Annotated in this window: 21 protein-coding genes; 9 read left to right on the forward strand and 12 right to left on the reverse strand. The window is 40.7% G+C overall.

Features of this window, described 5'->3' with window-relative positions; genetic code table 11:
• Positions 1-82: 82 nt before the first annotated feature.
• Together AABK37_RS25135 and AABK37_RS25140 are read right to left on the reverse strand one after the other, a co-directional pair.
• Positions 83-292 carry an RRXRR domain-containing protein gene (locus AABK37_RS25135; RefSeq protein WP_432554245.1) on the reverse strand — a complete coding sequence of 70 codons (210 nt, stop codon included), beginning with the start codon at positions 290-292 and terminating at the stop codon, positions 83-85.
• Positions 293-475: 183 nt separating this feature from the next.
• Positions 476-790, reverse strand: a complete 315-nt coding sequence (locus AABK37_RS25140) for a hypothetical protein (RefSeq protein ID WP_432554246.1) — start codon at positions 788-790, stop codon at positions 476-478.
• Between the two features lie 125 nt (positions 791-915).
• Here AABK37_RS25140 and AABK37_RS25145 point away from each other — a divergent pair, with 125 nt between their 5' ends.
• From AABK37_RS25145 to AABK37_RS25155, 3 genes are all read left to right on the forward strand, one after another.
• The gene (locus AABK37_RS25145) at positions 916-1,113 is read left to right on the forward strand and encodes a hypothetical protein (RefSeq protein WP_432554247.1); all 198 of its coding nucleotides are present in this window, start codon (positions 916-918) and stop codon (positions 1,111-1,113) included.
• 49 nt (positions 1,114-1,162) lie between these two features.
• A complete protein-coding gene (locus AABK37_RS25150) occupies positions 1,163-1,381 on the forward strand; it encodes a UPF0175 family protein (RefSeq protein ID WP_432554248.1) in 219 nt (72 codons plus the stop codon).
• 171 nt (positions 1,382-1,552) lie between these two features.
• Positions 1,553-1,834 carry a DUF3368 domain-containing protein gene (locus AABK37_RS25155; RefSeq protein WP_432554249.1) on the forward strand — a complete coding sequence of 94 codons (282 nt, stop codon included), beginning with the start codon at positions 1,553-1,555 and terminating at the stop codon, positions 1,832-1,834.
• A 54-nt stretch (positions 1,835-1,888) separates the two neighbouring features.
• Here the strand turns inward: AABK37_RS25155 and AABK37_RS25160 are convergent, their stop codons facing one another.
• From AABK37_RS25160 to AABK37_RS25170, 3 genes are all read right to left on the reverse strand, one after another.
• On the reverse strand, positions 1,889-2,119 hold the full coding sequence (locus AABK37_RS25160) for a DUF433 domain-containing protein (RefSeq protein ID WP_432554250.1): 231 nt from the start codon (positions 2,117-2,119) through the stop codon (positions 1,889-1,891).
• Between the two features lie 308 nt (positions 2,120-2,427).
• Positions 2,428-2,727, reverse strand: a complete 300-nt coding sequence (locus AABK37_RS25165; protein WP_432554251.1) for a HigA family addiction module antitoxin — start codon at positions 2,725-2,727, stop codon at positions 2,428-2,430.
• Positions 2,728-2,786: 59 nt separating this feature from the next.
• Positions 2,787-2,954 carry a type II toxin-antitoxin system RelE/ParE family toxin gene (locus AABK37_RS25170; protein ID WP_432554285.1) on the reverse strand — a complete coding sequence of 56 codons (168 nt, stop codon included), beginning with the start codon at positions 2,952-2,954 and terminating at the stop codon, positions 2,787-2,789.
• A 228-nt stretch (positions 2,955-3,182) separates the two neighbouring features.
• Here AABK37_RS25170 and AABK37_RS25175 point away from each other — a divergent pair, with 228 nt between their 5' ends.
• Positions 3,183-4,049: a pentapeptide repeat-containing protein gene (locus AABK37_RS25175; RefSeq protein ID WP_432554252.1), complete on the forward strand. Its 867-nt coding sequence runs from the start codon at positions 3,183-3,185 to the stop codon at positions 4,047-4,049.
• A 292-nt stretch (positions 4,050-4,341) separates the two neighbouring features.
• Here the strand turns inward: AABK37_RS25175 and AABK37_RS25180 are convergent, their stop codons facing one another.
• The 5 genes from AABK37_RS25180 to AABK37_RS25200 all read right to left on the reverse strand — a co-directional run bounded on the left by AABK37_RS25180 (position 4,342) and on the right by AABK37_RS25200 (position 7,770).
• Entirely contained in the window at positions 4,342-4,683 is a 342-nt protein-coding gene (locus AABK37_RS25180) for a XisI protein (protein ID WP_432554253.1), read from the reverse strand.
• Entirely contained in the window at positions 4,671-5,114 is a 444-nt protein-coding gene (locus AABK37_RS25185; RefSeq protein ID WP_432554254.1) for a XisH family protein, read from the reverse strand. Before AABK37_RS25185 ends, AABK37_RS25180 begins: the two co-directional genes overlap by 13 nt.
• 10 nt (positions 5,115-5,124) lie before the next feature.
• The gene (locus tag AABK37_RS25190; protein ID WP_432554255.1) at positions 5,125-6,759 is read right to left on the reverse strand and encodes a GUN4 domain-containing protein; all 1,635 of its coding nucleotides are present in this window, start codon (positions 6,757-6,759) and stop codon (positions 5,125-5,127) included.
• A gap of 271 nt (positions 6,760-7,030) precedes the next feature.
• Positions 7,031-7,366 carry a XisI protein gene (locus AABK37_RS25195; RefSeq protein ID WP_432554256.1) on the reverse strand — a complete coding sequence of 112 codons (336 nt, stop codon included), beginning with the start codon at positions 7,364-7,366 and terminating at the stop codon, positions 7,031-7,033.
• Positions 7,354-7,770 carry a XisH family protein gene (locus AABK37_RS25200; protein ID WP_432554257.1) on the reverse strand — a complete coding sequence of 139 codons (417 nt, stop codon included), beginning with the start codon at positions 7,768-7,770 and terminating at the stop codon, positions 7,354-7,356. Before AABK37_RS25200 ends, AABK37_RS25195 begins: the two co-directional genes overlap by 13 nt.
• Positions 7,771-7,962: 192 nt before the next feature.
• On the opposite strand from AABK37_RS25200, the gene AABK37_RS25205 reads away from it, so the two are divergent.
• Positions 7,963-10,083, forward strand: coding sequence for a hydantoinase/oxoprolinase family protein (locus tag AABK37_RS25205; protein WP_432554258.1), 2,121 nt, complete (start codon positions 7,963-7,965; stop codon positions 10,081-10,083).
• Between the two features lie 136 nt (positions 10,084-10,219).
• Here the strand turns inward: AABK37_RS25205 and AABK37_RS25210 are convergent, their stop codons facing one another.
• Positions 10,220-10,858, reverse strand: a complete 639-nt coding sequence (locus AABK37_RS25210; protein WP_432554259.1) for a transaldolase family protein — start codon at positions 10,856-10,858, stop codon at positions 10,220-10,222.
• 68 nt (positions 10,859-10,926) lie between these two features.
• Here AABK37_RS25210 and AABK37_RS25215 point away from each other — a divergent pair, with 68 nt between their 5' ends.
• From AABK37_RS25215 to AABK37_RS25230, 4 genes are all read left to right on the forward strand, one after another.
• A complete protein-coding gene (locus tag AABK37_RS25215) occupies positions 10,927-11,682 on the forward strand; it encodes a GNAT family N-acetyltransferase (protein ID WP_432554260.1) in 756 nt (251 codons plus the stop codon).
• Positions 11,683-11,800: 118 nt separating this feature from the next.
• Positions 11,801-12,127 carry a hypothetical protein gene (locus AABK37_RS25220; protein WP_432554261.1) on the forward strand — a complete coding sequence of 109 codons (327 nt, stop codon included), beginning with the start codon at positions 11,801-11,803 and terminating at the stop codon, positions 12,125-12,127.
• Positions 12,111-12,566, forward strand: coding sequence for a DUF7689 domain-containing protein (locus AABK37_RS25225; RefSeq protein WP_432554262.1), 456 nt, complete (start codon positions 12,111-12,113; stop codon positions 12,564-12,566). Before AABK37_RS25220 ends, AABK37_RS25225 begins: the two co-directional genes overlap by 17 nt.
• Positions 12,567-12,604: 38 nt before the next feature.
• The gene (locus tag AABK37_RS25230; protein WP_432554263.1) at positions 12,605-14,167 is read left to right on the forward strand and encodes a hydantoinase B/oxoprolinase family protein; all 1,563 of its coding nucleotides are present in this window, start codon (positions 12,605-12,607) and stop codon (positions 14,165-14,167) included.
• Positions 14,168-14,366: 199 nt separating this feature from the next.
• Here AABK37_RS25230 and AABK37_RS25235 read toward each other — a convergent pair whose 3' ends face one another.
• Entirely contained in the window at positions 14,367-15,287 is a 921-nt protein-coding gene (locus AABK37_RS25235) for a septal ring lytic transglycosylase RlpA family protein (protein WP_432554264.1), read from the reverse strand.
• Between the last annotated feature and the right edge of the window lie 148 nt (positions 15,288-15,435).

Raw genomic sequence — 15,435 nt, forward strand, 5'->3', positions numbered from 1 at the left:
TGACTCTCACCTACATGGTCATTCAGTTGTCAAGGTTCTGTACCTTGCGGCTAATCCTCCAAGTCCATGTGGGCTTTAGTTTCTAGCCAACGATTCGCACCAATTTGCCTGGATCTACTCCAACAACTATGGGCTGGGTTTCTTCCTTGGCGTACTTGGTTAGTTGGATCTGAAAGATTCCTAAATCGTTGTAAACAACTCGCGCTTTTCCTTCTTTTAACCAACGACGCGCTCTGCTGGGTTTAGTTGGCATTAAAGGTAATCCGCGCTTTGACAAAACTGATACTCGCATAAAGAGATAATCCTTCGAGTAAAGTTATTAGTCCCCTCGCCCAACCAATTACAGATGGCTTGCCGTAACGCAACGACTAAACAAATAGTCTTAGAGGATGTCCAAGCTGGGGAAGCACTTGGAAGTCTTTAACCGTAATTAGTCTCAGTGGGCTATTCAACACTTACGTTGCTAAGTTTGTTCTTAACAATCCCCGTCCTCAGACCCGAAGGGCAGGACGGGGTAGTTGAATGTGATTTTAATCAGTGCGGTTTGCTCAAGAGTGGGAGTTTCCATTTCATCGAGTGCAGTACCCAACGCTTGAAAGCTTACAAAGGTGGGACTTTTTAATCCTCTCCCTTCCTTGACTTGTTGAATCGCTAGCACTGGAAAAGCCATTAAGGACGTAATCCAAGAGGTTTTGTACGCTGGATTGCCTGTTGCCTTAATGCCGTAACGACTAGCTAAATCTTTTAACTGTTTGAGTGTTTTGATTTCCAGTTCAGAACGTGTAAACATGGAATTGTCCATTGGTTGATATTGATTAATGGATTTGGTGGCTATCTCCCTGGACAGTCGGTAGCCACCAAACTAATTATTATCGCTTGTTGCCTAGCGATATATGAATTTTAATAAAACTTAAAATGCCTAATCGTGAGGAAAAGCCTTATTTAAAAAAACATCAATTTACCACTAGTAGGGATGAACCTTTAACAGAGAGAATCGCTATCAGGGTTACTAAGTCAATGGCTGAAAAAATCAAAGTTATTGATAACTACCCAGAGTTTTGCCGTCAAGCACTACAAGATGCTCTAGATAAGTTAGAGGAGATTACTGAGTAATAAAATGTATAAATTAAAAAGGCAAATTTTTTAGTTAGGCAAAGCATATATGAATCAACTAACTGTAGAACTACCCTCAAATATTTCCATTGAAGAAGCACGATTACTGCTTAGTGTTAAACTATTTGAAACTGGAAAACTATCACTCGGACAAGCTGCAAAGTTAGCAGGTTTTTCTAAAAAAACATTTATAGAATTATTAGGCAAGATGGGGGTTCCGGTAATCGACTATCCGGCTGAGGAATTAGAACGGGAGATCAGTTTTTGAGCGAACAGACAGTTACTAACAGTACATGCCTGATTGGGTTAGAGCGTATTGGACGATTAGATATACTGCCTGAAGTATTCTCCACTGTCATGATACCGTTAGCTGTACAGGCTGAAGTCGGCTTATCCGCAGATTGGCTGAAAGTAAGAGCTGTTCAAAATATAGCAGTTGTTGCGGGAGCTGAAAACTCAAGTAGATGATGGAGAAGCTGAAGCAATAGCACTAGCAATGGAATTAGGAGATGTCTTGATCATCCTTGATGATAGAAATGCTCGGCGTATTGCTCAACAACTTAATTTAAAAGTAATCGGTACTGTAGGAATGCTGCTACGCGCTAAACAAAAGGGTGTGATTGCTGAGATTAAGCCACTACTAACTGCATTATCACAAGCGGATTTTCGCATTTCAGCGTCTCTAGTTGGAAATGCTTTACGGCTTGCTGGAGAATTATGAGCTATGAAAGAAGAACTAGAGAAAAAGGAAAATCCATTGGAATTTTAGTGTTCTTCAAGCGCTTGGGACTATCTGAATTTGATCGGAAACAACCCACGCAGCGTATTTGATTGCTTGCTGGACATCTTCGGCTTCAAGTTCTGGATACGCTTCTAATATTTCTGCCACGGACTTATCACTCGCTAGCATTTTGAGGATGACGCTGACAGTGATTCGCATCCCCCGAATCGTCGGTTGCCCCAAGCAAACGTTAGGATTAACCGTGATGCGATCAAGTTTTTCCATTTTTCCGTGTGTAATTGCGTTGTGCTTATTATAGTGAAAAAGCCGACGGGAATGATGGTGAGGGTAAAAATTGCTAGAAATGCAGCACAAACGCAAAGAAGCAGTCAGAACAGATACAGCTAAACGTGGTACGCTTGATGATCTGCGGGCTGATTTGCAAGCCTGAACAATGAAAGTCATAGTTTAGCATAATAGCTTTATGGGTTGTAATCATGCGTCATTCTAGCTATATTTCCCGACATTTTTAAGATTGGGACAATGAAAAACCCGCTCGTGTGGGGAGTTATAAGGTTATTAAAAATGACTATTTAGCAAGCCTCTAAATTGATAGGTGTTATTTTACTTAATATTTCAGACTCTTGTACAGCATTCCAAAGGTCATATTTTTGCTGTAGATTTAACCAAAGTTCTGGGGTTGTTTGAAAAGCTTTTGCTAAACGTAGAGCCATAAGAGGGGAGACGCTAGCTTGTTCGTTAACAATTTCGGAAACTGTTTTACGTGAAACACCTAAAATCTCAGCAAGCTGAGTATTACTCATTTCTAAAGGTTCTAGATATTGACGTTTAATCAAAGCACCGGGGTGTCTTGGTTTTCTTTTAGTCATCATAATTAATTACCTAGTGATAATCTTCGTAATTAACAACGTAAGCATTACCGTTTTCAAATTCAAAAGTAAGGCGCCAATTTCCTGATACAGAAGATTGACCATTCACTTTTTCGATTACCTTTTAACTGGTGAAGCTTAGAAGCTGGGTATCTCATATCCTCAATATCAATTGCAGCGTCAAGTCTATCAAGAATATCTAACAATTTTTCTGCGTGTTTAGGTTGCACACCACTTCTATCATCATTCTCAAAAAGATTTCTTAATCCTTTATGCTTAAACGTTTTAATCAATTTTTATCGTAAGCCTTGGGGTTACACCTGTCAACTGTTCACATATTACACTGTCACTTCTAATGCGTTGCTTTTGTTTTTGATAAAGATTTTAAATAATTATTAAATTTTCTCAAATAATATAATTTTCATATTAAATATGATACAAATAATTTCTGCAACTTTATGAAGCAAGCTTTCTTAGGTTCTTTTCTATTGGTTAATGTATTAATCTCCTTGCCTGTATTTGCTGCCAATCCTCAGCATTTGGAACAGTTACTCAAAACAAATAATTGTTCTAGATGTGATTTGTCGAATGCTGATTTATCAAATAAAAATTTAAATCTTGCTTATCTTGGTGAAGCAAACCTTCAGGGAGCTAATCTTCAAAAAACTAAACTTCAACAAGCTTTTTTATTTAGAGCAAATCTTAAAAATGCTAATTTATCGGGTGCTAATTTAACAAGTGCTGATTTATCGGGTGCTGATTTATCGGGTGCTGATTTATCAAATGCTGATTTAAACCAGGCTTATGTCAGTAAAGCCAATCTTCAAGGAGCCAATCTTCAAAAAGCAGATTTATCGAATACAAATCTTTTGAAAGTAAACCTTAGTAGGGCTAATCTTAATGGGGCTGATCTTGTTAGTAGCATCCTTCAACAATCTAATCTCCAAGGAGCCAGTCTTATAAAAGCAAAACTTGGACAAGTATATTTATCTGGTGCCAATCTTCAAGGAGCAAACTTTCAAGAAGCAAGACTTGAACAATCAAATTTAAGAGAAACAAATCTTCAAGGAGCTAATTTAAAAAAAGCTTTCCTTTTTCAGTCTGATTTAACTGAAGCAGATTTAAAAGAAGCCAATTTTACAGAAGCTAATCTTTCATATTGTTATCTTGTTGGAGCTAATTTAACAAGAGCTAATTTAACCAAAACAATTTTGCAACAAGCTATATTACTTAGAGCAAATATAAACGGCACTATTTTTCAAAATACTATCTTAAACGGTGCAACAATGCCTAATGGAGAACTAAAACATTACTTGACTAAGTAATTTTATCTTTCTATCTGGATAAGTTTCCCATTAAAATGATTGCTAACTATCTCTGGTCTGAGTGACTTTAGCAGAATCATCGTTTGTAAACATCTTCAAAACTTTTCCCAGCACCTAGAGCATTGTAAAAACCAACGGCAAATTCAATTGCGGCTCTATCGCCGATCGCCTGACTCATGCCAATGACATAATCAATATGTTGCGCGATCGCTTTTCTTTATTAGACTTCTCAAAATCTTGCTGGATTATATTATGGGTCAGTCAGGCGATCGCATCAGTTACCAATTTAAATTTAAAAATGTGCAAAATTAGTATCACAACGCACTTCTGGAGGATGAAATGCTAGGACAATATCACTTTTAGGTACACCAGCTTCAACTAAAGCATTGGCAATTCCTTCTTCTGTCCAGTCTTCCTCAATCCAAATTTTGTTATCTTTCATACGAATGTGAACTGTAATTCCTCGTACCCGTTCTTTCTGAGTCCAACCTACCTGAAACCAAAGATACTGGTCGCGTTCTTCATCGAAGGCTAACAGGGTTTCTACACCAAATGTCGGTGGGTTAGTTGCTAATTGGTCGTACTTTGTCAAAATATTCTTAATTAGAGTGCGGTAGTGAGCTATTCTATCCATTGCGTAATTACCTCACTTGCAATGTTTACAACAATTAAACGCATTTGATTCTGTTGGACTATTAATTGAATCGCCTTTTGTTGAAAAAAGCCAATGAAAGTGCGCTCGTTGATAGCCAAGTATAAATCATAATCATGGGCTGTTACAGTTAATAGGTTCCGGTAGATAATATACTGACCTAAAGCTTCCTCCAAGTCTCGGATGAACGATGCACCAGTAAAACTTTTGACTTCAACAACGATTTTTTGTCCAGAGCGTTCGGCTAAAAGTTGCCGTTCTGCGGCTAGATCGGCAAATAACTTGACCTCTTCATATTTAATTGTGTAAGGGTCGGCTGTAATTGTCCACCCATCCTTAATCAAAGCGTTTTTGACAGCATCATGAATAATATCTATGGAATTGCATTTTTTGTCTGTGCCTTCGTTTGACAAAGATTAGACTTTACAAGTCTGGACGTGAGAGAATATATATCCAATAAAATCCCCTACCCGATTCCAAATCACGAAAAACTCCGGCTGCTGGGAAATGTCCTTGGGGGGCACTTTGGTTGAAGGTGAGTTGACCATAATATAACCATTGTTTGTTCCACAACATTCCTTTACGCCAGCCAACGCAATCGCCAAACTTCTCGTAGTCTCTACCTACATTATCCCAAATGCGCTGTTGCACACTTAAGCCAAAACGTCCATCGCTATGTTTTATCCAAAGTTGGTCAATGATGCGTAAATCACTACGTGGAAAGTTGTTTATTGATTCAGTATCAAGCCAGCCTTGCTTTTCTTTTCCTGCTACTTTCAGCATAACTGCCACAGTTTCTTGATCCGCTTCCTTCCACTTTTTTGCTACTAGCAAATCTTGCAAGCAAGTGTAGTCTATCGGTTCAGAAATCACATTATCATTTATACTCTTTGCAGTTGTATCTACTTCAATAAAATTAGTTATAGGTTGAATCTCACACTCTTCAAGCTTGGACATCACAGCAGTGAATCGACTTACAATCGTATTAGGATAACCCTTATATAACCATTCTCTGCAATACGGTAGGTGTCCATAATCAGCATCTGAAGAAAAGATGAGGCTGTCTTTAGTTCTCCAGTTTCCTTGTTGTGACCAACCAACGCGATCGCCGAAACATTTAAAAGTGTCATAACCTGAATTCTTTGCTCCTCCGAGACTTTGCCAAATACCCAGCTGTACACTAAACCCGAATCGGTGATTGCTGAGTTCTACCCAAAGTTGATTTATTTCACGTAGGACTTCACAGGATAATTTTCTGCAATCTTCTGCTTGAAGCCACCCCTCTGATTCTCGACCAGATAACCTAAGTATTATCGCCTTGGTTTCGAGATCCGCTTCCTTCCATTTACCTTCTACTAAAGTCTTCCGTAAACGGGTATAGTCTACTGTCGTGGATAGTTCATTTACATTAGATATGGAACTAGTAGACTCTAACGTTAGAGGTTCAACACTAACGATTGTATTTGCACCTTCCGTCCCCAACTGGCTTTTTCTCAGCAGTTTAGGTGTCAGATGCTCTGGAATACTTGCTATGTGGATAGCATTCTTACCAAATTTATAGGCATCTTCAAAACTTCTCCCGGCACCCAAACCATCGTAAAAGCCAACGGCAAATTCAATTGCGGCTCTATCGCCGATCGCCTGACTCATGCCAATGACATAATCTATATGTTGCGCGATCGCTTTAGCTTGAAACTCCGAATAACAAGCATTGAGTACCACACATTTTACGTGTTTGGTGAACAGATCAAACAGTTCTGCTAAAGCCTCTGCATCTACTAGCTTCGCCTTTCCTGTTACATCTTCAAATACCAAGCCGCCTTCTCCCTCTCCATGTCCAGAAAAATGGACAATCTGTGGCTCAAAATCTAGCAAAGCTTGGCGAATATCTCTGGAGCGCACTGCCAGCTTGAGCTTGACTTCAAATTGCTCACGGTTTCTTGCTCTGTGTAAAACTTCCTCGATGTCACGCAACTCTTCCTCTAGACGCACTCTGTTCATGTCTTTCGGGCTTGCTGCCAAAATCAGGATTTTGTTGACTTGAGTTCCACTGTTCATGCGAGGAGTTTATGTAGATACCATTTGGCGCTGAAATTTTCCGTGACATGCTTCCGGCATTTTGCCGCTTATAGCCACTCGTCAGGAAAAATACTGTCTTTAATGATTACATATAAATAGCCGTAAATTCCGGTGATAACAAAACAAAGTTAGGGCAAAATTAAAGGATAATCGGCAAGTTATGATACTATCGCTGTTTTCTATACAACATGAATGCATTCTAGGAGTGCGATCGCATCCCAAAGACATATCTTTATTGCCAAAAGTCGCGTTACACAACTGCAAAACCATCAAATTGCCGCATAAATGGTGAATGATATGCCAAAACAATATCTTGTTTAGGAACACCCAACGACACTAAATCATTTGCAACTCCTGTCTCAGTACCGTCATACTGTATCCAAATTTTATTTTCTATTAAATCAATATGAATTAATGCCCCGAATATTCGTTGATGTCCATCCCAACCTGCATGAAAAATTTGATAATGGTCGCCTGACATATCGAAAATAGTATAAACTTGAATGTCGCCATTACCAGGTTTCATTTGCGCGTATTCGTTAAGTACCTGACAAATGAATTGACGGTAACTATTTAATTTATCCATTGCACAATCACCTCAGCAACTGGGTCGAATATAATTATTTTAAGTTCGTAAAGTTGAATACTTAGTTGAGGTAAATCTCGACGAAAAAAACTTTGGTAGATATCTACTGATACTGCCAAGTATAGCTTTCGGTGGGGTTGTTTCACTTGCAATACCGCTCGATAATTGAGGAACTGCCCTAAAGCTGTGTGAAACTCTGTTAGTGCTGAAGGTGCAAGAAAACTTTTAACCTCTACAGCTATTTGTTCTTTTTCCCGTTCTGCAATAATTAAACGTTCCGCGCCTAAATCAATCCGTATTTGGTCGTCACCTAGTCGCAAATATAACGGGTCTTTGTTAACTATCCAGCCATCTTTTTGTAAAGCTGCTTTGACAATATCATGGAAGATATCTTTTGCAGACACGATAAATTACGCTGATGCGTGAGAATATTGGCACAATATTATCTTACCAATAAACTAGCCATAAAACCTTGGAGATACGCATCCATTAGCTTGCCCAAAGAAAGTATTTTCAATTTTAATAATCACACCTGAAGTAGAAACAGCACACATCCGACTGCTACTCTACTTATAGACCATTAAAAAAACCGAGCAATGTTAAAAGTTTTTGCCGATCGCGGTGGTACATTCACAGATATTGTCGCTGTTACGAATAATCAAGCGATCGCAGACAGACTATCAACACATCCCGAACGCTTTCTAATCGTTCCCCTACCTAACCAGCAATGGGTAATAGTATACAAATTACTTTCAGAAAATCCCGAACAATATCAAGATGCAGCAATTCAAGGCATTCGCGATATCATCGGTCTTTCAGGTAACGAACCCATTCCTAATGAAGCGATAGAAGTAGTCAAAATGGGTACAACAGTTGCCACAAATGCACTGTTAGAAAGAAAAGGCGATCGCCTAGTTCTTCTCATTACTAAAGGCTTTAAAGATGCCTTAAGAATAGGTTATCAAAACCGTCCTCACATCTTTGCCCGTCATATCATTTTACCAACGATGCTTTATGAGCAAGTAATTGAAGTTGATGAACGATATGATGCTCATGGTCAAGAATTAACCCCTGTAAATATAGAACAAGTAAAAAACGACTTACAAACGATTTATAATACAGGAATTCGCAGTTGTGCCATAGTTTTTATGCACAGCGATCGCTATCCCCACCACGAACAACAAGTTGCCCAACTCGCGCTTGAAATCGGATTTACACAGATATCTGTATCTCATCAAGTTAGTTGTTTAATGAAATTGGTCAGCCGAGGAGATACAACAGTCGTAGATGCTTATTTAACTCCAATTCTGCGTCGCTACGTTAACTCTGTATCCAGTCAGTTACCCCAAGTTAAATTAATGTTTATGAAATCTGATGGAGGCTTAACTGATGCCCAACAATTTCAAGGCAAAGATAGCATTTTAAGTGGTCCTGCTGGGGGAATTGTCGGCGCAGTTCAAACTAGCAAAAGAGCGGGATTTGAGTCAATAATTACCTTTGATATGGGTGGAACAAGTACAGATGTTGCCCACTATAAAGGAGAGTATGAACGACAATTGAATACAGAAATTGCGGGAGCGAGAATGCGAGTTCCTGTATTAGCAATTAATACAATTGCGGCTGGTGGAGGTTCAATTTTATTTTTTGATGGTTCTAGTTATCGTGTCGGACCCGAATCTGCTGGTTCAAATCCTGGACCTGCGTCTTACCGGCGTGGTGGAGCTTTAGCGGTAACAGATGCTAATGTAATGTTAGGCAAAATTCACCCGCAATATTTTCCTTCTGTCTTTGGATTAGATGGTAATTTGCCTTTAGATAAAGATATTGTGATTGAGAAGTTTACAGAATTAGCTCAAGAGATTGAAGCTGTGACAAAAAATGCTCGGACACCCGAACAAGTAGCAGCGGGATTTATAGCGATCGCTGTCGAAAACATGGCGAACGCAATTAAAAAAATCAGTCTCCAAAGAGGTTATGATGTAACTCAATATGTACTTTGTTGTTTTGGCGGTGCTGGGGCACAAGTTGCTTGTTTAATAGCCGATACTTTGGGGATGAAAAAGATATTTTTGCATCCTTATGCTGGAGTTCTTTCTGCTTATGGAATGGGTTTAGCTGATGTTAGAGCGATTAGAGAACAAGGAGTAGAACAGCCTTTAACGCAAGCATCAATTCCGCAATTACAGAAGTTAATGAAGAGTTTGGAAGTTCAAGCAAGAGAAGAGTTTGAAACGCAGAGTTACACAGAGGAAAGCGCAGAGGTACGCGGATATGAAGAGGAGTTAGTTAGAAAGGTTAATTTGAAGTATGAGGGGACTAATTCCATTTTGGCTGTAAATTTTGATTTGGATGTGGTGAGAATGCGGGAGGAGTTTGAAGTTGAGCATAAATCGCGTTATGGTTTTATTCAATTAGAGAAAAGCTTAATTGTTGAATCTGTTTCAGTAGAAGTAATTCAAAAAATGGATACTCCCGAAGAACCTTTAATTACTCGTAAGCGTCCTCTACATGAAATACCCACATCTGTTGAGATTAGAATGTTTAGCGCTGATAAATGGCATGATACACCCGTTTATAGACGAGAAGATTTACAGCCGGAAGATAGTATTAGTGGACCGGCAATTATTGTCGAAAAAATTAGCACGATTGTAGTTGAACCATTATGGAAAGCGAGATTAACTGAGCGTAATCATCTAATTTTAGAGCGTAAAGATTGATTAATTCATCACATGTCATCTGTATTTGCAAGATAATTATCAATGTCAGTTACCTTCTAATAAACCATTACAGACTGGAATGGGGCAAGTTCAACTTCCAATCCAAAATCTCAAATCTAAAATTGCTCGGTCAGCATTAAATCTTTAAGCCAATGCCGTTTTTAGCAAATTCTTCAACAGTTTTTTCTGAAAGCTCGTGGGTAGCCATAGCTTTCAGCATAGCCAAGGGTAGAGTCAGATGATGCGCTCCGGCTTGTAGCGACGCAGCGGCTTCTTCAGGGGATTTGATACTAGCACCCAAAATCTCAGTATCGCTACCTCTGAGTACGCTTGCCATATCCCGCACCAAGGCAATACCGTCACCTAACAACCGGGTAGCACGATTTACATAAGCTATTACGATTTTAGCACCCGCCTCCCGTGCCACTGCTGCCTGGGAAGCACTATAAATCGCTGTCACCGAACAAGTAATAGACACAGACAGACGTGCGACCACTTGAAATCCTACTGATGTTGCTGGAATCTTCAACACAGTTTGGGAGCCAATAATCTCAGAAGCTTTCCTTCCTTCTGTTAGCATTTGATCGAAATCAGTTGCCATTAGCTGGTAAAACACTGGTCCATTCGTCAATTGGATTAATTTTTTGAGCGTGGTTTCCGGTGGGGAATCGCTTTGAGCCAACAGTGTTGGATTTGTCGTAATACCCTTCACCCAGCCCATAAGGCTCGCTTCTTCAGCTTCAGATATAATTGCTGAGTCTAAATAAAGTGTCATAATTCTACCTCCATGTACAAACGCTATTTTTCATCAATTGCTTTCATTTGACAATAAAAAGGCTATTTATGGACTCTCGCATTCAGTCATATTTGCGCTTTGCGGCAAGCCAGCAACGTGACACAGAGCAAATCGGACCATTCCTGGCTACCTTCAACCGCCATAGCGCCAATCCCTTTCTTAACTATGCCATCCCCGACGACGCAGCCACACCGTCACTCAGCGACGTAAACGCTTTAATCGCTGCCTATGAAAGTCGCGGACGAAAGCCGCGTTTAGAGTACGTTGCAACACTCGCACCTGCTGTGGAGGAGGCACTGGTAGCTGCTGGTTTCACCGTTGAGGGACGCTTGCCACTGATGACTTGTACTCCTGGTTTAGAGCGATGGCTTCCCGTTCCTCCAGACATCGAATTAATCGTACCAGTTTCTGATGCCCAGATGCTTGCTACAGTTACGGTGCAAAACGAGGCTTACGGAGAGTCTGCACCAAGTCCCGAAGATGGTAAACGTCTTCGCGATAGACTGCGAGCAGGTGAAATCGCCGTACTTGCTCGTGTAGCATCAAACAAAGAACCTGCGGGGGCTGGAGTGTGTACCGTGCCGGGAAATCAAACGACAGAAGTGGCTGGTATCGGTGTGCGTGTTGCATTTCGCCGACGGGGGATAGCAGGAGCCTTGACAACTCGACTGGTACGAGAAGCTTTTGACGCGGGTGTTACGCTGGCATTTCTCATGGCAGCACATGAAGAGGAAGTGCGAATTTACACCCGTGCAGGATTTTCTACAACAGGCGAAATGTGCAAAATTTCGCTTTCACAGTAGTAAGTACAGAGAGTGCTTAAATAAAGTGCTTACATTGATTAATTCATCAATTTTCATCTGTATTTGCGGGATAATTATCAATGTCAGTTCTCTTGTAATAAACCTAAATAGAAGTTAAATGTCACCTTACCTTTATCCGGTCATTGAAACCGCAGAAATAGAAACTACATTCTTAGAATTAGCGGAACAATGGCGACGTGAGACAGGAATGCTCTCCGTTACCTCCAAAATATCAATGCATCCTGCTTATCAAAGAATAATCGGAATAGGACAACCTGTAGTACCTTTGATTATGCGCGAACTAGAGCGCGAGCCAGATCATTGGTTTTGGGCTTTAAGTGCAATTACGGGAGCAAATCCTGTCAAGCCCGAACAGCGTGGTAGACTCAAGCAAATGGCTCAAGCTTGGATTGAATGGGGAAGAGCAAATGGGTACAGATGGTAGGTTGGAAAGCTATAAAGAAAACAAGTTTCCCAACTTATCACGCACTGAATATTCCGTAACCAGCAAGCAAAGTACATCATATAATTGTTTCGCTTGGGCTGCGGGTGAGGACGACCGCTGGTGGAGTCCAATAGACCCAGATAATATGTATTACTGGGTAGAAAGTGCAATAGCAGAATTAACTATGTCAGCTTTTATCCAAGCATACAAAAGTTTAGGATATGAACTTTGCAATAATTCCGAACTGGAAGCGGGTTTTGAGAAGATAGCAATATACGCTACTTCTGATGGTGAACCAACCTACGCTGCCAGACAATTATCTAACGGAAGATGGACGAGTAAACTTGGACGTTGGGAAGATATCGAGCATGAACTTGAAGCTTTAACAGGCGAAATGTATGGTTCTGTGCAGCAAATTTTAAAACGTCAGACTTATTAATTCAAAATTATCTCATTTAAAGTAAACAAAATCTAAAAATGTACACAACATCTCAACCCGACCCAGTTCGCTTAGAAATTTTTAAAAATATTTATCAATTTATCGCCGAACAAATGGGGATTGTTCTGCAAAACACGGCAGCATCTGTAAATATCAAAGAACGTTTAGATTTCTCCTGCGCTATTTTTGATTCTTCCGGATTATTAGTTGCTAATGCCCCCCACATTCCTGTACATTTAGGCTCAATGAGTGAAAGTGTTCGCAGTTTAATTAACGATAAAGGCGACACTTTAAAACCAGGAAATGTCTATCTATCAAATAATCCATACAACGGGGGAACGCATCTTCCTGATGTAACTGCAATTACCCCGGTTTTTGACGAAGATGGAAAACAAGTTATTTTCTACGTTGCTTCTCGCGGACACCAAGCAGATATCGGTGGAATTACTCCCGGTTCAATGCCTCCCCACAGTACCACGGTAGAAGAAGAAGGAATTTTATTTGATAATTTTCTTTTGGTTGAAGAAGGTAATTTTCAAGAAAGATTAGTTAGACAGCATCTTTTAAATCATATTTATCCGGCTCGTAACCCTGACCAAAATATAGCTGATTTCAAAGCACAAATTGCTGCCAATGAAAGAGGAGTGCAAGAACTGCGTAAAATAATCTCACAATATGGGCTGGAGACAGTGCAAACTTACATGAAATTTGTGCAAGATAATGCAGAGGAAGCAGTTAGACGAGCGATTGATGTTTTAAAAGATGGCGAATTTACCTATGAAATGGATAGCCAAGCACAAATTCAAGTGAAAGTAACAATTGACAAAACAAATCGCACTGCCAAAATTGATTTTACAGGCACTTCAAAGCAGCTAAATAGTAACTTTAACGCTCCTAAAGCTGTAACTCAAGCCGCTGTTTTATATGTCTTCCGGACTCTAGTTGATGATAATATTCCTCTGAATGCGGGGTGTCTTAATCCTCTAGAAATTATTATCCCTTCTGGCTGTATGCTGAATCCAACTTATCCAGCAGCAGTAGTCGCGGGTAATGTGGAGACTTCGCAAACTATTGTTGATGCTTTATATGGTGCTTTGGGGGTGATGGCTGCATCTGCGGGAACGATGAATAATTTTACTTTTGGAAGCGATCGCTATCAATATTATGAAACCATTTGCGGCGGTTCCGGCGCAGGAATTGATTTTGATGGTACTGATGGTGTCCAAACTCACATGACAAACTCCCGCCTCACCGATCCAGAAGTCTTAGAAACCCGCTATCCTGTACTTTTAGAAAGTTTTAGTCTTCGTTGTGATAGCGGCGGTAAAGGAAAACATTCGGGCGGAAATGGAGTGATTCGCCGTATCAAGTTTCTCGAACCGATGACAGCTAATATTCTCTCCGGACATCGATTAGTTCGTCCCTTTGGCTTAAATGGTGGAGAAGCCGGACTGGTAGGACGCAACTGGATATTACGTCAGAATGGAACTCAAGAGAATTTAGATAGCACAGCAACGGTAGAAATGCAACCTGGGGATGTTTTTGTGATTGAAACCCCAGGTGGTGGCGGATTTGGTCAAGAAGAAGGGTGTGGGGTGTAGGGGGTAGGGTGTAGGGGGGGAGACGACACCCTTCGGGGCGAGGATGCCCGACCAACGCAATCGTCTTAAAAGACGGGGCTTCTGACGAAGGCGGTTGTTGGGGCTATCACGAATGTGCAACCCCACACCCCGCCCCAACGGGGCTTGGTGAGTCAGACAGGCTATAAGCCTGTGACACCTTTTAAGGTGTCGGTGAGGATTAATTACTCAAAATTTCTAATTTCACTGCGGCAACACCACTGCTAATCATTCCTAATTCTCTTGCCGCACCCAGAGAAAGGTCAATTACTCGACCGCGTATAAATGGACCTCGGTCATTTATTCGCACGACTACAGAACGACCATTGCCAGTGTTGGTGACACGAACTAGTGTACCAAAAGGCAAGCTGCGATGGGCTGCGGTGAATCCTTGAGGATTAAATCTCTCACCAGTTGCAGTCCGATTACCACCTTCATAGCTGTAATACGATGCCATGCCTTTAGAGGTGGCTTGCACTTGCCCACCAGTATTTTGCTGTGGTGGCTTTTTCACCTGCTGCGGCTGTTTAATCGGTTCTTGGGGTGGAAGTGGGATACTATTAATTTGGTTTAAGGCATGAGTGACATCGATTAGTCTCCGCAAGCGATTGGTGGCTTGCAACGCATCTTGTGAGAGGTTATTGGTTGTATCTGGTAAACGTGTTGTGTCTCCATCGATTTCTACCAGTTCTTCACCATTGACTTTGATGATATAGCTGGCAGCTTTCCAACTGACTGTAATTTGGCTAGCATCAACTTTGTCTGTTATTAGTTGATTGATTTTAGCAGCGATCGCACTTGCTTTTTCTGTTGGGTTGCTGATATCCGCTTGACTAACAAAGGTAAGAAACGGAATATTGCGGATATACAGCGTTGCCGCCTGACGACCTGCTAAGTTATGAGCATGAATTTCAGTAACTATACCACGCGAGGTTAGTTTTTCCCTTAAAGATTGGGATTTTTTCACATTCATCGCATCACCAGAAGCTGTCTCGCCGGGAGTGGTAGAATTTCCGTTGGTTGTTGCAGCACGACCAACTGACGGTAGCCCCAAAACAGTTGTTGACAAAGTGACAACAGACCACAATTGCGTTTGTTTCATGTATCTGATTTTCTAGGGAACTGAATAACTGGGATGTTGCACTGGCTAGCGTGACATCACCCGATAACTCAAACTCGCTTTTACTTTTGTTTAGTAGTTGCTGCAACACCTGAAGATTAGCCTTGAGATTTGAAAACTAACATGTTAG

The sequence above is a fragment of the Tolypothrix sp. VBCCA 56010 genome (assembly GCF_050875635.1).
Taxonomy (GTDB): Bacteria; Cyanobacteriota; Cyanobacteriia; order Cyanobacteriales; family Nostocaceae; genus Hassallia.

Coding starts and splice junctions, on each gene's coding strand:
- AABK37_RS25135 (WP_432554245.1), bottom strand. CDS start 292: ATGCGAGTATCAGTTTTGTCAAAGCGCGGATTACCTTTAATGCCAACT.
- AABK37_RS25140 (WP_432554246.1), bottom strand. CDS start 790: ATGTTTACACGTTCTGAACTGGAAATCAAAACACTCAAACAGTTAAAA.
- AABK37_RS25145 (WP_432554247.1), top strand. CDS start 916: ATGCCTAATCGTGAGGAAAAGCCTTATTTAAAAAAACATCAATTTACC.
- AABK37_RS25150 (WP_432554248.1), top strand. CDS start 1,163: ATGAATCAACTAACTGTAGAACTACCCTCAAATATTTCCATTGAAGAA.
- AABK37_RS25160 (WP_432554250.1), bottom strand. CDS start 2,119: ATGGAAAAACTTGATCGCATCACGGTTAATCCTAACGTTTGCTTGGGG.
- AABK37_RS25165 (WP_432554251.1), bottom strand. CDS start 2,727: ATGATGACTAAAAGAAAACCAAGACACCCCGGTGCTTTGATTAAACGT.
- AABK37_RS25175 (WP_432554252.1), top strand. CDS start 3,183: ATGAAGCAAGCTTTCTTAGGTTCTTTTCTATTGGTTAATGTATTAATC.
- AABK37_RS25180 (WP_432554253.1), bottom strand. CDS start 4,683: ATGGATAGAATAGCTCACTACCGCACTCTAATTAAGAATATTTTGACA.
- AABK37_RS25190 (WP_432554255.1), bottom strand. CDS start 6,759: ATGAACAGTGGAACTCAAGTCAACAAAATCCTGATTTTGGCAGCAAGC.
- AABK37_RS25195 (WP_432554256.1), bottom strand. CDS start 7,366: ATGGATAAATTAAATAGTTACCGTCAATTCATTTGTCAGGTACTTAAC.
- AABK37_RS25205 (WP_432554258.1), top strand. CDS start 7,963: ATGTTAAAAGTTTTTGCCGATCGCGGTGGTACATTCACAGATATTGTC.
- AABK37_RS25210 (WP_432554259.1), bottom strand. CDS start 10,858: ATGACACTTTATTTAGACTCAGCAATTATATCTGAAGCTGAAGAAGCG.
- AABK37_RS25215 (WP_432554260.1), top strand. CDS start 10,927: ATGGACTCTCGCATTCAGTCATATTTGCGCTTTGCGGCAAGCCAGCAA.
- AABK37_RS25220 (WP_432554261.1), top strand. CDS start 11,801: ATGTCACCTTACCTTTATCCGGTCATTGAAACCGCAGAAATAGAAACT.
- AABK37_RS25225 (WP_432554262.1), top strand. CDS start 12,111: ATGGGTACAGATGGTAGGTTGGAAAGCTATAAAGAAAACAAGTTTCCC.
- AABK37_RS25230 (WP_432554263.1), top strand. CDS start 12,605: ATGTACACAACATCTCAACCCGACCCAGTTCGCTTAGAAATTTTTAAA.
- AABK37_RS25235 (WP_432554264.1), bottom strand. CDS start 15,287: ATGAAACAAACGCAATTGTGGTCTGTTGTCACTTTGTCAACAACTGTT.